We start from the raw sequence: 14,468 nt of genomic DNA on the forward strand, positions 1-14,468 counted from the left end.
ACGCCTAGAGGCTGCGCGCGACCTCTTCGAGGCTGAAGCACTCGATGACGTCGCCTTCCTTGATGTCCTGGAAGCCCTCGAAGAACATCCCGCACTCGACGCCCGACCCGACCTCGGTGACTTCGTCCTTGAAGCGCTTGAGCGTCTTGAGGGTGCCCAGTTCGAGGACGACGATGTCCTCGCGGATGATCCGGACGCGAGCGCCACGACGAACCACGCCTTCGGTGACCCGGCAGCCGGCGACCCGGCCGACCTTGGTGATGTCGAACACCTGCAGGACACGCGCGTTGCCGAGGAAGGTTTCGCGTTGTTCCGGCGCCAGCATGCCAGAGAGCACGCCTTTGATGTCGTCGATCAGGTCGTAGATGATCGCGTAGTAGCGGATCTCGACGCCCTCACGCTCCGCCAGGGTCTGGGCCTGCTTCGAGGCGCGGACGTTGAAGCCGATGATCGGCGCGCCCGAGCCCTTGGCCAGCATGACGTCGCTTTCGCTGATCGCGCCGGCGCCCTGGAGGATGATCCGCGCGCGGACCTCGTCCGTGGCGAGCTTGTCCAGCGAGCCGACAATGGCTTCGGCCGACCCTTGGACGTCCGCCTTGATGATAACCGGCAGCTCCGAGATCTTCTTGTCCTGAAGCTTGGCCATGAAGTCGGCCATGGTCACGCCGCCAGCGACCGGCGAACCGGCCTTCTCGCGCTTCACCCGGGTGCGGTACTCGGTCAGTTCACGAGCGCGGGCTTCGTTCTCGACCACGGCGAAGGGCTCGCCGGGACCCGGCGTGCCGTCGAGGCCGAGGATCTCCACCGGCACCGAAGGCCCGGCCGAGTCGAGCTGTTCGTCGCGCTCGTTCAGCAGCGCGCGGACGCGGCCGAAGTTGGCCCCGGCCACGACGATGTCGCCGCGCTTCAGGGTGCCGCGCTTGACCAGGACGGTGGAAACCGCGCCGCGGCCGCGATCGAGCTTCGCCTCAATGACCGTACCGTCCGCGGTGCGCTCCGGGTTGGCCTTCAGGTCCATCATCTCGGCCTGCACCAGGATCGCCTCGATGAGGTTCTCCAGGCCGGTCTTCTTCAGGGCCGAGACTTCGATCACCTGCGTGTCGCCGCCAAGGCTTTCGACCACGATTTCGTGCTGCAGCAGTTCGTTGATCACCCGCTGCGGATTGGCGTCGGGCTTATCGATCTTGTTGATCGCCACGATGATCGGAGCGCCAGCCGCCTTGGCGTGCTGGATGGCTTCGGCCGTCTGCGGCATGACGCCGTCATCCGCGGCCACGACCAGCACCACGATGTCGGTGACGTCCGCGCCTCGGGCCCGCATCGCCGAGAAGGCGGCGTGGCCAGGGGTGTCGAGGAAAGTAACCGCCTGGCCATCGGCCAGACGCACCTGATAGGCGCCGATGTGCTGGGTGATGCCGCCATGTTCGCCGCCGGCGACGTCGGCGGAACGCAGCGCGTCCAGCAACGAGGTCTTGCCGTGGTCGACGTGACCCATGACCGCCACAACCGGCGGGCGCGGGACCAGGTTGTCGTCGATGTCCTCTTCGCCGATGAAGCCCTCTTCGACGTCGGCTTCCGAGACGCGCCTCACGGTGTGGCCGAATTCGGTGGCCACCAGCTCGGCGGTGTCATTGTCGATGACATCGTTGATCTTCAGCATCACGCCCTGACGCATCAGGAACTTGATGATTTCGACGCCGCGGGTCGCCATCCGGTTGGCGAGTTCCGCCACGGTGATGACGTCCGGGATGACCACTTCGCGGGCGACGCGCGCCTGCTCCTGGGCTCCGCCCTTGCGCTTCTCGCGCTCCCGTTCGCGAGCTCGGCGAACCGAGGCCAGCGAACGCATCCGTTCGACGGCGCCCTCATCGTCACCGGCCACGGCCTGGATGGTGAGGCGGCCTTCACGACGTTGCGCGGCGCCCTTCACACGGCTGATCGCCTTGTTCGGAGCGTTCGCCGCGGCCTTGCGGCGCGTATCCTCGTCGTCGTCTGGCCGGCGACCGGCTTCACCCGGGCGCGGGGCCTGGCGAGCGGCGCGCTGGATTTCCGGCGTGGCGGGCGGGGCGTTCGGCGCCGCGCCGCGCGGCGGGCGCGGGCCGCCAGGACGATCACCGGGACGACCGGCGCCCGGCGCGGGACGCGGAGCGAGGGCAGAGTAGCGGACGGGCTCGCCGCTAGGACGCGGACGGTCGCCCTGCGGACGATCACCCTGCGGGCGATTGCCGTGCGGGCGGTCGCCCTGCGGACGCGGGCCGCGGTCGTCGCGCGGCGGACGCGGCGCGTCGGCGCGCGGAGCGCGCTGGCCGAAGTTCATGTTTTCGTAGCGGCCCGGCGCACGCTCCGGACGATAGGTCGTGGTCGTCGGGCGATCGTCGCGTCGCTCACGCGACGGCTCGTAGGTGCGGGTCTGACCCGGCGCGCTACGATGGCTGTCCGAACGCGGCGCGTCAGACCGGGCGCCGTCGTGGCGCGGAGCCTCCGAGCGCGCGACGGGAGCCTTCGGCGCAGCGGGGGGCTGCGGCGCAGCGGTCGCCTGCGGCGTAGGCGCCGGGGTGGGGGCGGCGGGCGCCTCAGCGCGCGGCGCTTCAGGAGCCGGCGTCACGGGGGCGGCTGGCGCGGCCGCTTCGGCAGGCTTCGCAGCGGCGGCGGCCGCAGCAGCCGCTGCGGCGCGGGCGGCCTCGGCGTCGGCCCGGGCGCGTTCCTCGCGGGCGCGCTGCTCGGCGGCTTGGCGAGCCTGATGCTCGCGGGCCAGTTCGATGGCGCGTTGCCGGGCGCGTTGTTCGTCAGCCGACAGCCCTGAACCGTCATTCGACGATCCGCCCTGAGACGGACGCGGTGAAGACGGCTGCGGCGAGTAGGCCCGCTTCTCCGCCGAAGACGGCGCAGCAAGGTTCCCCGTCGGCGCGGCATGCGTGCGCTGGCGCTTGGTCTCCACGACCACAGTCTTGGAGCGACCGTGGCTGAAGCTCTGCTTCACCGTGCCCGCGCTGACCGATCCAGCCCCACGGGGCTTGAGGGTCAGGGGAGCTCGCCCGCCAGGGGCCCGGCCGTTGTCGTTCTCGTCGCTCATGCGCTCGCTTTACATATCGGCCGGGACGGTCCCGACCACGGACATTCCAATAGCTCTAGGCGCGCGAAACCGGTTCAGGTTCCGCCCGCCTCAGGAGGCTTTTCCTCGCGCCAACTCTCGGGAAGGAGCGGGCGGAAGCCAGATAGTCTCCGGACGTCATTCGTCCAGCGATCGGCTCCGCGCCCCGCAAGGAAGGCGGTGTGTATCACATTCTCGGCCCCCAAGGCCAAACCCAATTCCTCAGCGTCGAAGAGTCCGCAAAGCTGCGGCGGTTTGGGTGACTTGCGGGCCACATTCAGGATCTTGCGGCGGCCGTCCGCGGCGCCGTCGGACGCCTCGATCAACCACGCGGCCTTGCCTGCGTTCAGGGTCGAAGCGACCTTCTCGAACCCCGAGATAAGCTCGCCGGCCCGTTTCGCAAGCCCAAGACCGTCTAAGATCCGGCGCCGCAGCAGCGTTTCGACCTGATCGGCGAGGTCGGCCGGCGCCGAGAGCTTGGCCTTGGCGGCGCGGGAAAAGGCCCCCCTCTTCACCGCCGTCTCGACAGAAGCCCGGTCGGCGGCGACCCAGAGTCCGCGGCCCGGCAGCTTGCGCGCCAGGTCGGGAACCACCAGACCGCCGGGACCGGCGACGAACCGCACGAGCGCGGCCTCGCCCATCACTTGGCCCGAGACGATGTCCCGTCGCTCCCGCGCGGCTTGCGCGAGGGTTCGAGGGGCCGTCGTCCCGGCCGCGATGGAAGCGGACGCGCTCACCTGGGATTAGGCCTCCGGCGTTTCTTCGGCCGCAAGGGCCTCAGCCTCGACTTCAGTCTCGGCTTCGTCGGCGTAGTCTTCCTCGACTTCCGGCTCCGGCGGAGCCTCGACCCAGCCCATAACGATGCGCGCGCGCATGATCAGGGCCTCGGCCTCGGCGGCGTCGAGATTGAAGCTTTCGAGAATGCCAGGCTCGCGCACGCGCTCGCCATCACGGTTCTCGAACCAGCCGCGCAGGTCGTCCGGGATCAGGCCGGCCAGGTCCTCGACGCTCTTCACGTCGCCCTCGCCCAGCGCCACGGCCATCGGCAGGGTGACGCCGTCGATCTCGAGCAGGCCGTCCTCGACGCCCAGCGCCTTGCGCTTGGCGTCGTACTCGGCCGCTTCCTTGTCCAGGTACTCGCGGGCGCGGGTCTGGATTTCGTCGGCGGTGTCCTCGTCGAAGCCTTCGATCGCCGCGACTTCCGACGCGTCGACATAGGCCACGTCCTCGACCGAGGCGAAGCCTTCGGTGACCAGCAGTTGGGCGATGACCTCGTCGACGTCCAGGGCCTCCTGGAACAGGGCGGTGCGCTCGGTGAACTCGCGCTGACGGCGCTCGCTCTCCTGGCTCTCGGTCATGATGTCGATCTGCCAGCCGGTCAGCTGGCTGGCGAGGCGAACGTTCTGGCCGCGGCGGCCGATGGCCAGCGACAGTTGCTCGTCCGGCACCACCACTTCGACGCGCTCATCCTCCTCGTCCATGACGACCTTGGAGACTTCGGCCGGGGCCAGGCCGTTGACGATGAAGGTCGCCTCGTCCGGACTCCACTGGATGATGTCGATCTTCTCGCCCTGCAGCTCGGCGACGACGGCCTGGACGCGCGAACCGCGCATACCGACGCAGGCGCCGACCGGATCGATCGAGGAATCGTTCGAAACCACGGCCATCTTGGCGCGCGAACCCGGGTCGCGGGCGACGGCGCGGATCTCGATGACGCCGTCATAGACTTCAGGCACTTCCTGCGCGAACAGCTTGGCCATGAAGCCGCCGTGAGCGCGCGACAGCAGAATCTGCGGACCCTTGGTCTCACGGCGTACGTCGTAGATGTAGCAGCGGATGCGGTCGCCGATGTTGAAGTTCTCGCGCGGGATCGACTGGTCGCGGCGCATGATGCCTTCGCCGCGGCCCAGATCGACGACGGTGTTGCCGTACTCGACGCGCTTGACCACGCCGTTGACGATCTCGCCGACGCGATCCTTGAACTCTTCGTACTGACGCTCGCGCTCGGCCTCGCGGACCTTGCCGGTCACGACCTGGCGGGCCATCTGGGTCTGCACGCGGCCGAACTCGAACGGCGGCAGGATTTCTTCGTAGGTCTTGCCGACGAAGGCGTCCTTGTCGCTGCGCAGCGCGTCAGCCAAGCGACGCACGCCGACCGGCTCTTCCGGAACGCCGTCCTCGCTCTCGAACACCGCCTCGTCGTCGATGACGGTGATCACGCGCTTGACCGTGGTCTCGCCGGTCTTCGGGTCGATGCGCACGCGGATGTCGTGCTCGGCGCCGTATCGGGCGCGGGCGCCCTTCTGGATCGCTTCCTCGATCGCCTCGATCACGACTTCCTTGTCGATCGACTTCTCGCGGGCCACGGCCTCGGCGATCTGCAACAACTCAAGCCGGTTGGCGGAAATGCCGGTCAGGCTCATCGGTTTGCGTCCTCTTACTCAGGGGTGTCTTGGTCGGCCTCGGCGCTGAGGCGGGCGGCGCGTTCGTCCGCGCCGCGCTTCATCAGCGCGTCGGTCAGGATGAGTTTGGCGTCCACGATCCATTCAAACGGGATCATGGCCGTGGAGTCTTCGCCTTCCAGGTCGATGCCGATGGCGTCGCCTTCGACGCCGGCCAGCACGCCCCGGAAACGCTTGCGGCCTTCCGCGACGCGGTCGAGTTCGATGCGCGCTTCGAAGCCGTCGTAGTTTTCGAAATCCTTCAGCCGGGTCAGCGGCCGATCGACGCCGGGGGAGGAGACCTCGAGCGTGTACTCGCCGGCGATCGGGTCGGCGGCGTCCATGATCTCTGAAATCGCGCGCGACAGCCGGGCGCAGTCCTCGACGACCATGTCGCCTTCCGGTGTCTCGGCCATGATCTGCAGGCGGCGCGCTTCCTCGCCGCCCATCAGGCGCAGGCGGACGATCTCATAGCCCGCAGCCTCCGCGACGGGGTCGAGAAGCTCCAGGAGCCGACGGTCTTCAGCGGTCTTGCCACGCATAAGCTTGGCTGCTCTCCGGCAACAAAAAAGCGGCCGGGCCGAAGCCTGCCGCTCGTATACGCTATCCAGCGCTAACGGACGATGTGACGCCTATATAGCGCGTGGCCATTGCTTTGTCAGCCCCTTGCCGCTCAGGCCCCGATTCCATGTCTTTTACGGTTTTCCGGCGGCAAACAGCGCGCGGCCCCTTTTCGACAGGGCCTGAATGGTCCACAGACGGCGCCCTTAACTCTTGTGTCGCCAAGGTCCTCCCTTCCTATGGACATCTCCAAGATCCCCACGGGCGTAAACCCGCCCTACGACGTCAACGCCATCATCGAGATCCCGCAGGGCGGTGAGCCGGTGAAATACGAGCTCGACAAGGACAGCGGGGCCATCATGGTCGACCGTTTCCTCCACACCGCGATGTACTACCCGGGCAACTACGGCTTCATCCCGCACACCCTGTCGGACGACGGCGACCCGATGGACGTGCTGGTGGTCGGCCCGACCCCGGTGGTTCCGGGCGCGGTGATCCGCGTGCGGCCGATCGGGACGCTGATGATGGTCGACGAGGCGGGCGGGGACGAGAAGATTCTCGCGGTGCCCGTCGACAAGCTGCACCCGTTCTATGCCGGCGTGGATTCATGGCGCGGGCTGCCGGCCATCCTGACCGAACAGATCGCCCACTTCTTCCAGCATTACAAAGACTTGGAGAAGGGCAAGAGCGTCGAGATCGTGCGCTGGGCCGATCCGGAAGAGACCGGCGACCTGATCCGCCAAGGCATCGAGCGCGCCAAGGCGGCGGGCAAGGGCCAGCCAGGAACGTGACGATAGAGGCCGCCGTCGGCAGGTTTAGACGGCGGCCTTCCACCTACCTTCTGATGAAGTCGAAGAAGACGGGCTCGCAGTCGCCCAAGCGCTTTTCCTCATAGCGCGTGGTGATGTGGTCGGAAGGCGCGACGCGCCAGTCGTCGGCCTTCTGCGCCGGCCAGTCGAAGTCCGGCGAGGCCAGGATCCGCTCCAGCGCCCAATCCGCATAGCCCGCCACGTCGGTGGCGAAGCGCAGCCGCCCACCCGGCTTCAGCACCCGGGCCAGCTCCGCGACCATCTCGGGCTGGACGATCCGGCGCTTGTGATGCCGCGCCTTGGGCCAGGGATCCGGGAACAGAATGAACACCCGATCGAGACTGGCGTCCGGCAGGCGCGCAGCCAGTTCGCGGGCGTCACCGTCATGGATGCGGACGTTTTTCAGTTCCTGCTCGGCCACATGCCGCACAGCGCTGGCCACCCCGTTCAAAAACGGTTCGCAGCCGACGATGAGCACGTCGGGCGCGCGGGCGGCCTGACTGGCCATGTGCTCGCCGCCGCCGAAGCCGATCTCCAGCCAAGCCTCGCGCGTCCCGTCCATCAGAGTCCGCGGATCAAACGGGCCTTCCGGCGGCCGCAGCGACGGCAGCAACTCGTCGACCAGCGCGGCCTGGCGCGGCTTGATCGGCCGCGACTTGATCCGGCCATAGGACCGCATCAGCGGGTGTTGGTTGTCTTCCATGCGCGCGCTCTACAACGACGAAGGCCGCCGCGCGAGTGCGCGACGGCCTTCGGATATTCCAAACCCGATGTGGATCAGGCCAGGCTCTTCAGCTGGTCGACCAGATCGGTCTTTTCCCACGAGAAGCCGCCCTCGTTGTCCGGCTGGCGCCCGAAATGGCCGTAGGCGGCGGTGCGGGCGTAGATCGGACGGTTGAGGCTGAGGTGCTCGCGGATGGCGCGCGGCGTGGCGCCGCCGATCATCTGCGGCAGGGCCAGCTCCAGCTTCGCCGGGTCGACCTGGCCGGTGCCGTGCAGGTCGACGTAGAAGCTGAGCGGATCGGAGACGCCGATCGCATAGCTGATCTGAATGGTGCACTTGCGCGCCAGGCCCGCGGCCACGACGTTCTTGGCCAGGTAGCGGCAGGCGTAGGCGGCCGAGCGGTCGACCTTGGTCGGGTCCTTGCCGGAGAACGCGCCGCCGCCGTGCGGAGCCGCGCCGCCGTAGGTGTCGACGATGATCTTGCGGCCGGTCAGGCCGGCGTCGCCGTCCGGACCGCCGATCAGGAAGCGGCCGGTCGGGTTGACGTGCCACTTGGTCTTCTTGGTGACCAGGCCGCTCGGCAGAACGCTTTCGACGTAGGGCTTGATGGCCGCGGCCAGGCGCTTCGAATTGACCGTGTGGTCGCCGATCTTCTTCTTGTGCTGGGTCGAGACGACGATCTTCAGAATCTCGACCGGGCGGCCGTCCTGGTAGAGCACGGTGACCTGGCTCTTGGCGTCCGGCTCGAGGTAGTCGGCCTCGCCCGAATGACGGACCTCGGCCAGCTTGTGCAGGATGTCGTGCGAATACTGCAGGGTGGCCGGCATCAGCGACGGGGTTTCGTCGCAGGCGTAGCCGAACATGATCCCCTGGTCGCCCGCGCCCTCTTCCTTCTTTTCGGTCGAGTCGACGCCGACGGCGATGTCTGCGGACTGCGGGTGCAGGTAGTTGGCGAACTTGGCCTTTTCCCAGTGGAAGCCCTTCTGGGCGTAGCCGATATCCTTCACCGCAGCGCGAACCTTGGGCTCCAGGCCGGCCAGGATCTCCTTGGTCATGGCCTTGTTTTCGGCCTTGGAGGCGCCCGGCTTGCCCGCGCGGACTTCGCCAGCCAGCACGATGCGGTTGGTGGTCACGAGGGTTTCGCAGGCCACCCGGGCCTCGGGCTCCACCGACAGGAACGCGTCGACCACGGTATCGGAAATGCGGTCGGCGACCTTGTCCGGATGGCCTTCGGACACGCTTTCGCTGGTGAAGATGTAGGAGGAACGGCTCAAGAGGTAGCTCCGGTAACGGGCAGGCCGCGGCGCAGGGCGGCCCCATTTGGACGTCGCGGGAACCTATAAGGAAATCTTTATATCCCGCAAGCCGCGTCGCTCCACACGCGATAGCAAGTCGCGGGCGAAAGGGTGCGGGCGGAGGACCGCCTGCGCCCTCGATCCTAGAAGCGGACCCGGAAACCCGCGGTCCCGGCGACGTCGTAGCTGTCGCCGAAGCCGGACAGCGAGGTGTCGCCGGAGACTTCGCCGTAGAGCGTGTAGCGCCCCTCGCCCCAGGCGTAGGTCCCACCCGCGGTCAGGCCGACCCAAGCCCTCTCCAGGCGGCTGAACACCGGCACGCCGGAGACGTCGACGGCGCTCCCGTCCAGGAACTCGTGGCTGAGATCGGCCACGGCGTAGAGGCCTCCACCCGCGGCCATGGCATAGTCGAGGCCTAGGCCCGCCCGCGCGATCAGGCTCTCGGACTTGTCGTTCGCCACCAACGCGCCAAAGCCGTCGGTGAAGCTGTCGAAGTCGACCTTGGCGTAGCTGAGCTGCGCCTGCGGGGTCAGCCGCAGACCGCCGACCGTAAAGCCATGGCCGGCCTCCAGCGCAGCCGCCAGGCCCTCGCCAGAGAGGCCGTCGGCGCGGCGTCCGAGCAGGCTGGAGCTCAGATCGCTGTCGAACCAGCTCGCCTGGACCTGGGCGTCGACATAGCCGCCGCCGGCCGCGATCCAGGTCAGGTTGGCGCCGACCCCATAAGCCTTGGTCTCGATGTCGCCGCCGCCATAGGGCGAGGCGACCTTGGTCTTGGCTCCGCCGAGATAGCCGGTCAGACCAGCGCTGATCACGCCGCCGCCCGTTTCACCCGCCAGCGGCTCGACCCCGAACTGCAGCTTCCAGCGGTCGGCTTTGAGGTCGGCGCGGGTGGTGCTGGCGTCGGGCGCGAGCTTGGTGCGGCCGCCCTCCATCCGACCCCAGACGCCGACGCCCGCTTGGCCCGACCACTGCCGAGCGCCGGTGCGCTCGCGCATCGTGCCCAGGCCGTTCAGCAATTGCAGCGCCTGCGGATAGGCTTCGTAGATCGGCACGCCGGGCTGGTAGAGCGGCGCGTCGGCCGGCGAGCCCGGAATCTCGCTCGGCTCCAGGTTGGAACGCAGACGCCAGTCACCGCCCACCGCATCGCGGCGCATGACATAGCCATAGGCCCCGGCCACCAGCACGTGCTCGTCGCCGCGGCGATAGTCGCCCTGCGCCAGCGCAAAAGCGCCCGGCGCCGAGGCGCCGTCCACCTGCACCAGCAGGATGCCGTCTTCGGTCAGGGCGCCGGTCCCGCCCGCCAGGCGGTTGATCTTGACCGGGGTGACTCCCGAGGTCGCGCCGCGCACCACCAGCCGGTCGGCCGGGGCGTTGTCGCCCGCCAGGGTCGCGTCCAGCTCCAGCACGCCGCCGGCCCCGGCGTAGTCGCCGGTGAGGGTCAGCACCCCGACGCCGCCCCGGCCCGGCGAAACCACGCCGCCCGCCTGGTTGACCAGCCCTCCGAGTTGGCCGGAACCGATCAGCCGCGCGCCCGGGAGCACGTTGGTCACCCCGCCCAGCTGGCCGTCGATGGCCAGCGTCCCGGCGCGGATCTCGGTGACGCCCGCGAAGGCCGAGCTGTCGCCCGTCAGGCTGAGCACGCCGGCGCCCAGCTGCGCCAAGATCCCGGTTCCCGAGACCACGCCGCCGAAGCTGACGTCGTCCGAACGCTTGAAGGCCAGGGTCCCGTCGTTGCTCACGTCGCCCCGGATCGAGCCGCTCGCGCCGCCGTCGCCGATCTGCAGCACGCCGCCGCTGACCGTGGTGCCGCCCGAATAGCTGTTCTCGCCCGTGAGGATCAGCATGCCGCCGTCCTCCTTGTTGAGCAGGCCAGCGCCAGTCAGCTCCGAGGCGATGTCGGCGACGAATGTCGCGCCCACGGTCGTGCCGTCGCCGACGCGGACGACATTGTCGCCAGCCGACAGGGTCACCGCGTCGCCGGTCAGGCGATAGCCGTCCGAAGCGAACTGCAGGCCGGTGACCGTGATCGGACCTTCCGAGCCATCGACCGTGACCGTGCCGGCGGTTCCGGCGAAGATCGCGAAGGCGTCGGCAGTGTAGGCGCCGTTGGCCGCGCCGCTGGCGGTGGTCCAGTTGGCGGGACTGGCGCTCCAGACGCCGTCGCCGCCAGTGATCGCACCGTCCGCGCCGCCCGCGCCGTCCCAGAAGTTGAAGGTCGGGGGCGGAGCCGGCGGCTCGCCGCCGCCGCCAGGCCCGGCCGGGGGCGCGCCTGAGGCGATCAGGTTCACCTGGTTGGCGATCGAGGTCTGGATCACCCCGGTGAACCCGGCCGGCAGCGTGCCGACGTCGAGGACGTTGTCGGTCAGGACGCCGGTGTAGTCGATCAGGCGGTAGACGCCCTTAAGGAAATTGCCGCCCGTGCTCTGGGTGACGTTGAGCGTGCCGTTCAGGGTCAGGGCGCCGTTCACCACCGTGAGGTCGTTGAGCGATCCCCCGACCGTGTCGGCCTGGCCCAGGCGATAGCGCAGAATCGAACTGGCCCCGAGGGTGAGGGGACCGTTGATGGTCAGAGCGCCGGGCGCGGTCAGCCCGCCGGGCGCCAGGGTCCCGTTGACGACGCCGCCGCGGGACGTGCCGGTTCCTCCGATGGTCCCATTGACGCCGACGACCAGCGCCGATCCGCCGCCCGCCACCGAGCCATTGATCAGCAGGGTCCCGGCGTTGACGTTGGTGACGAAGCCATAGGTGTTGGCGCCGTTCAGGATCAGCGTCCCCAGATCGGTCTTGGTGATGCCAGCGCTGGCGCCCACCAAAGGCGAGTCGATGGTCGCCACGAAATTCTTGCCGTCGGCCGTGCCGTCGCCGACCCGGAAGATCCGCCCCGCACCCGACAGCGTGATGGCGCCCCCGCTAAGCCGATAGCCGTCCACGGCGAACTGCACGCCGCCGTTAGTCGTAACCGTACCCACACCGACCGCGCCCGGCGCGCCGGCGAAAATCAGGAGGTCCGCGGCCGTGTACGCGGTGTTGACCGCGCCGGTTCCGGTGGTCCAGTTGAGACTGGCGCTGGTCCAGGTCCCGGCCCCGCCGTCGACGCGGCCGTTGTTGGCGCTGGCGCCGCCGTCGCCATCCCAGAAGTTGACCGGCATGCCGCCGGTGTTGATCAGGTTGACCTGACCCGGGATCACGGTCTGGACCGAGACCGTCGAGCCGGGCGGCGTCGCGCCGATGGTCAGGCCCTGATTGTCCAGAGCTCCGCCGTAGGAGGCGATCCGGTAGAGGCCGGCGTCGAACACCCCTCCGGCGGTCACCGTAACATTGACCGTGCCGTCCAAGCGCAGGTCGCCGCCGACCTTGATCAGGTCGTTCATCGGCCCGCCGACCACGTTTGATTCCCCGAACTCGATCTCGAGCATCGAGGCCGGATCGAGGCTCAGGTCCCCGGCGATGGTCAGCGTGCCCGGGCTGTTCCCAGGCGCGATGGAGCCGGCGGTGACCGTAACGTCTCCGCCGAGGGTCCCCGAGCCGCCGAGGGTGGTCCCAGCCGCCACGGTCAGGTTCCCGCCCAGCTTGCCGTCGACATCGAGCCGGCCGCCAGCCAGGGACGTCGTTCCCGTGAAGCTCGAGCTGTCGCCGGTCAGCCGGGTCGTCCCGGCCGCAACCTTGATCGTCCCAGCGCCGGCGATGGTCGGCGCGAACGCGTAGTCAGTCCCGGTGTGGTTGAAGTTGAGGCGGCCAGCTGCTCCTAGCGTCACCGTCGCCGTGTCAAGCACGCCGGCATCAACTGCGGCAGCCGCCTCGCCGCCGCCGATGTTGAGCACGCCGACGGCCGTGGCGGCGCCGACCGTGAACGAACTGTTGGCCTCCAGCACGCCGCCTCGGGCCAGGGTGACAATGCCCGGGCCGGGACTGGCGCCCAGCGTCACCGCGCCGTTCGCGGTAAGGCGCGAGCCTGCGTCCGCGACCAGCAGGGTGGCCGACCCGTTGTTGATTCGCGGCCCGACGCTGAGCGTCCCTGTGGTGAGAGCTGCGCTATCCAGCACGCTCACTTCGCCGCGGTAGAAGGTCAGCGAACCCACGCCGAGCGTGGAACCGCTGCCGGTCACCGTGATTCGCGGCGCGGTCGGCTGGGCCGAGTTCTGTGAACCGACGATCAGGTTCTGCCCGACGCTGGCCACGCCTTGATCTGAGATCGTCCAGGTCGCGTTAGACCCGTTGTTGATCGTACCTAGGGAAACGGCCTGATCAAAGATCAGCTTCGAGCCGGCGCCGCTGACCGTGAGGTCGAGCGTATTGTTAGGGGCCATGGCGATGGCGGCGGTGGTCAGGGCATGGACGACCCCGCCGTTACGGATCCGGATCGTCGCCGCGCCGCCGTTGGCCGCTTCCAACGCATTAGCTGTAAGGACGCTGCCGACGCCGTCGACGATCAGCGTTCCGCCCGAGCTCACGAAGGCCGTTCCGCTGGCGGTGAGCTTGGCGCCGCCTTCCAGGCGCACCTCGCCGCCGCTCGCACTGAATTGCGCCGCCATGCTGGACCCAACCAATGGTAAGATCCCGCCGCCGGTGATCACGAAGCTGCCTGACGTGCCGTTGAAGGTCAGGCCCGTCAGCGTAAAGCCACCCGGATCCAATAGAATCTGCTTGTTGGGCAAGGTCATCGGAGCCGTCACGGCGAAGCCCGCCGTCAAGGTGATCGTCGACTGCGCATCCGGACTGGCGGCGGCGGCGGCAAGGGCGTCGCGAAGTTGCTGTTCCGTCCCGGCGGTGAAGGTCGCGGCCTGGGTTGGGGACCAAGCGGCGGCGCCGAGCGCCAGGGCCGAAACGGTTAGGCAAAGCCCCATCCGACGGGACTGGGAAAGCACGCTGTACGAACGCGACATGACTGCACCCACTGGCGGCCGGCCTGGGGGGACTGGCGGGCCTACGCACGCCTCCACCGGGAGCACGGCGCGGGGGACTGTCGCAGCGTAAACGTGAACTAACGCCTAATATGGCATCGGTCGAGTTGACTATTTTAAGTGGCATTTCGCCTGACAATTCTGCGCCGCCCGGATCCGGTCAGGCAGGGTCACGAACGTCGGCCGGCGTCAGTCGTCGAGGATGGCGGGGTCTTCTTCGACCATGGCGCGGACCAGATCGAGGATGCGGCGGCGCACCCGCGGCGGGGTGATGCGCGGGAAGGCGCTGGCTAGTTCGACGCCCTCAGGCGTGAGCAGGAAGGCCTGCAGATGGGCTTGGCCGCCAGGGGAACCGTCGGCGCCGATGGTGGCGGTGTCGGCGAGGCCTTCAAAGAAGTAGGCGGTGGACGTCTCGAGCGCGCGCGCCATCTCGTAGAGCTTGGAGGCCGACACCCGGTTGGCCGCCCGCTCGTACTTCTGGACCTGCTGGAAGGTCAGGCCGATCGCTTCGGCCAGCTTCTCCTGGCTGACCCCTAGTTCCTTGCGACGAAGTCTGATGCGGAGACCGACATGCACGTCGATCGGGTTTGGTACGCTGTCGAGGTCCTTGGACATTGGCTCACCCTAAACGAGCCTCCACTGACGC

General features: G+C 68.5%; 9 protein-coding genes. 1 reads left to right on the forward strand and 8 read right to left on the reverse strand.

All coding sequences use genetic code 11. The features are described 5' to 3' along the window. Positions 1–4: 4 nt before the first annotated feature. The 4 genes from infB to rimP all read right to left on the reverse strand — a co-directional run bounded on the left by infB (position 5) and on the right by rimP (position 6,074). Positions 5–3,073, reverse strand: a complete 3,069-nt coding sequence (infB, locus tag GGQ61_RS16750) for a translation initiation factor IF-2 (RefSeq protein ID WP_183775326.1) — start codon at positions 3,071–3,073, stop codon at positions 5–7. 74 nt (positions 3,074–3,147) lie between these two features. Beyond that, positions 3,148–3,810, reverse strand: coding sequence for an RNA-binding protein (locus GGQ61_RS16755; protein WP_343056181.1), 663 nt, complete (start codon positions 3,808–3,810; stop codon positions 3,148–3,150). A gap of 24 nt (positions 3,811–3,834) precedes the next feature. Continuing rightward, positions 3,835–5,514, reverse strand: a complete 1,680-nt coding sequence (gene nusA, locus GGQ61_RS16760; RefSeq protein ID WP_183775330.1) for a transcription termination factor NusA — start codon at positions 5,512–5,514, stop codon at positions 3,835–3,837. 14 nt (positions 5,515–5,528) lie between these two features. Beyond that, positions 5,529–6,074 (reverse strand): ribosome maturation factor RimP, encoded by a 546-nt coding sequence (gene rimP, locus GGQ61_RS16765; protein WP_183775332.1) that lies wholly within the window; start codon positions 6,072–6,074, stop codon positions 5,529–5,531. Positions 6,075–6,332: 258 nt separating this feature from the next. Here rimP and ppa point away from each other — a divergent pair, with 258 nt between their 5' ends. Further along, positions 6,333–6,884 carry an inorganic diphosphatase gene (gene ppa, locus GGQ61_RS16770; protein WP_183775334.1) on the forward strand — a complete coding sequence of 184 codons (552 nt, stop codon included), beginning with the start codon at positions 6,333–6,335 and terminating at the stop codon, positions 6,882–6,884. A gap of 43 nt (positions 6,885–6,927) precedes the next feature. On the opposite strand, the gene trmB is transcribed toward ppa, so the two are convergent. The 4 genes from trmB to GGQ61_RS16790 all read right to left on the reverse strand — a co-directional run bounded on the left by trmB (position 6,928) and on the right by GGQ61_RS16790 (position 14,437). Continuing rightward, the gene (gene trmB, locus GGQ61_RS16775; RefSeq protein WP_183775336.1) at positions 6,928–7,605 is read right to left on the reverse strand and encodes a tRNA (guanosine(46)-N7)-methyltransferase TrmB; all 678 of its coding nucleotides are present in this window, start codon (positions 7,603–7,605) and stop codon (positions 6,928–6,930) included. Between the two features lie 74 nt (positions 7,606–7,679). Then, positions 7,680–8,900 carry a methionine adenosyltransferase gene (gene metK, locus GGQ61_RS16780; RefSeq protein WP_183775337.1) on the reverse strand — a complete coding sequence of 407 codons (1,221 nt, stop codon included), beginning with the start codon at positions 8,898–8,900 and terminating at the stop codon, positions 7,680–7,682. A 164-nt stretch (positions 8,901–9,064) separates the two neighbouring features. Further along, on the reverse strand, positions 9,065–13,804 hold the full coding sequence (locus tag GGQ61_RS16785) for an autotransporter outer membrane beta-barrel domain-containing protein (RefSeq protein ID WP_183775340.1): 4,740 nt from the start codon (positions 13,802–13,804) through the stop codon (positions 9,065–9,067). A 207-nt stretch (positions 13,805–14,011) separates the two neighbouring features. Continuing rightward, positions 14,012–14,437 (reverse strand): helix-turn-helix domain-containing protein, encoded by a 426-nt coding sequence (locus tag GGQ61_RS16790; RefSeq protein WP_183775342.1) that lies wholly within the window; start codon positions 14,435–14,437, stop codon positions 14,012–14,014. Positions 14,438–14,468: the final 31 nt, after the last annotated feature.

Origin of the sequence: Phenylobacterium haematophilum (assembly GCF_014196295.1) — a bacterium.
Taxonomy (GTDB): Bacteria; Pseudomonadota; Alphaproteobacteria; order Caulobacterales; family Caulobacteraceae; genus Phenylobacterium; species Phenylobacterium haematophilum.

Bases quoted from the DNA above. Each gene is read 5' to 3' on its own strand.
- infB (WP_183775326.1), bottom strand. From the start codon at position 3,073: ATGAGCGACGAGAACGACAACGGCCGGGCCCCTGGCGGGCGAGCTCCC.
- nusA (WP_183775330.1), bottom strand. From the start codon at position 5,514: ATGAGCCTGACCGGCATTTCCGCCAACCGGCTTGAGTTGTTGCAGATC.
- trmB (WP_183775336.1), bottom strand. From the start codon at position 7,605: ATGGAAGACAACCAACACCCGCTGATGCGGTCCTATGGCCGGATCAAG.
- ppa (WP_183775334.1), top strand. From the start codon at position 6,333: ATGGACATCTCCAAGATCCCCACGGGCGTAAACCCGCCCTACGACGTC.
- rimP (WP_183775332.1), bottom strand. From the start codon at position 6,074: ATGCGTGGCAAGACCGCTGAAGACCGTCGGCTCCTGGAGCTTCTCGAC.
- GGQ61_RS16790 (WP_183775342.1), bottom strand. From the start codon at position 14,437: ATGTCCAAGGACCTCGACAGCGTACCAAACCCGATCGACGTGCATGTC.
- GGQ61_RS16785 (WP_183775340.1), bottom strand. From the start codon at position 13,804: ATGTCGCGTTCGTACAGCGTGCTTTCCCAGTCCCGTCGGATGGGGCTT.